Source organism: Acetobacter nitrogenifigens DSM 23921 = NBRC 105050 (genome assembly GCF_000429165.1).
GTDB classification, from domain to species: domain Bacteria; phylum Pseudomonadota; class Alphaproteobacteria; order Acetobacterales; family Acetobacteraceae; genus Acetobacter; species Acetobacter nitrogenifigens.
In genome coordinates, this window is record NZ_AUBI01000051.1 from 1 (window position 1) to 1,388 (window position 1,388).

Consider the following 1,388-nt stretch of genomic DNA (forward strand, 5'->3'; position numbering starts at 1 on the left):
CCCGACAACGCCAGCCTCCCGCCGCTGATCGTCGTCGCGCCCGTGTAGGCGTTCACCGCCGCAAGAGTCGTTGAGCCTGTACCGATCTGGTTCAGATTACCCGTGCCATCGATCACCTGCCCCACAGTCAACGCGTCGCTGCGATCGATTGCGAACGTGCCGTTGTCGTGAATAGCCGTAGTGGCGGCGATGTCGCCGGTCGCTCCGCCATCCCCAAGCTGCAACGTGCCGGCGCCAATCGTCGTCGCGCCTGTGTAGGTCTGATCCTTCGTGATGATCAGCGTCCCCAGATCGGTCTTGTCCAGAGACGTGCCGCCTGAAACATGGCTGTCATTAATAACAGTGTCCAGATCAGCTGTAATCGCAGCCCCCGACGCCGTGCCGTCGCCCACACGTATCGTCGTCGTGGCGTCCGTCGCATACAGGTCATCGCCGGTCACGACATAAACGCCGCCGTCGTTGTTGGCGAATTGCATGCCGCTGAATGTTACATTCGCCGGATTTCCTGCAGTGTCCGTATCTTTGACCGTCACCGTTCCGGCGCTGCCTTCAAACACCGCGTATGCGCCGCTGTCCCATGGCGCGTTGCGGCTACCCGCGGAATTGGTCCAATTGTTGTCGCCCTGCCCATTTATCGCCGTCCAGACGCCACTTCCTCCGTCAACCACGTCGTTGCCAGACGACCCATCCGAGCCGTGATTGCTTCCGGTATTGGATCCGTCCCAGAAATTCAAAGTACCGTCATTGACGACAAGGTTGACCTGATGATCAATCGAGGTTTGAAGATTCAGGGTGACGCCGGAAGCTGCGGCCACCGTGCCAAGCGTCTCGTCAGCAACACCCGATAGGGCGCCGCCGTAAGTATAAATTCGGTAAACGCCGGCATCCAGGGCGCCGCTCGCCGCATCAACTCCCGCCGTGTTCGCGCCAACGTTCAGCGTGCCGCCAAGGGTCAGGTTTCCGCCGACAGCCACCAGATCATTGTATGACCCGCCCGCCACATTGGCGACGCCTACATCAAAGTTCTGTATCGAGCCCGTCGACAAGGCCAGATTCCCGGCGACCGTTAAGGTGCCGATCCCGCTGGCGCCATCACCAGCCGCGAGGGTCGCGCCACTTTTGACCGCCACGTCGCCGCCCAGCGTCCCGACCCCGCTTAACGTCGCGCCAGAGGCGACTGTGGTCGTCCCCGTGGCCGCGCTCTGATCTCCGTCAACTTGCAAAACGCCCGCATTGACGCTCGTCTCGCCTGTATAGCTGTTGGCTCCACTCAGAATAAGAGTGCCGGCGCCTTGTTGAACGAGGCTGCCTGTTCCATCGATAATCTGGGACAGCGTCAGCGTGTTGCTGTGGTTCACGTTGAGTGAGCCGTCATTGTGGATTGCGGA

The 1,388-nt window shown here is 60.7% G+C and carries 1 protein-coding gene; it reads right to left on the minus strand.

The window, feature by feature from the left end; all coding sequences use genetic code 11:
- Positions 1 to 1,358 (minus strand): autotransporter outer membrane beta-barrel domain-containing protein (locus tag G442_RS23500; RefSeq protein WP_211229182.1); only part of this gene is annotated, 1,358 nt, incomplete at its 3' end.
- Between the last annotated feature and the right edge of the window lie 30 nt (positions 1,359 to 1,388).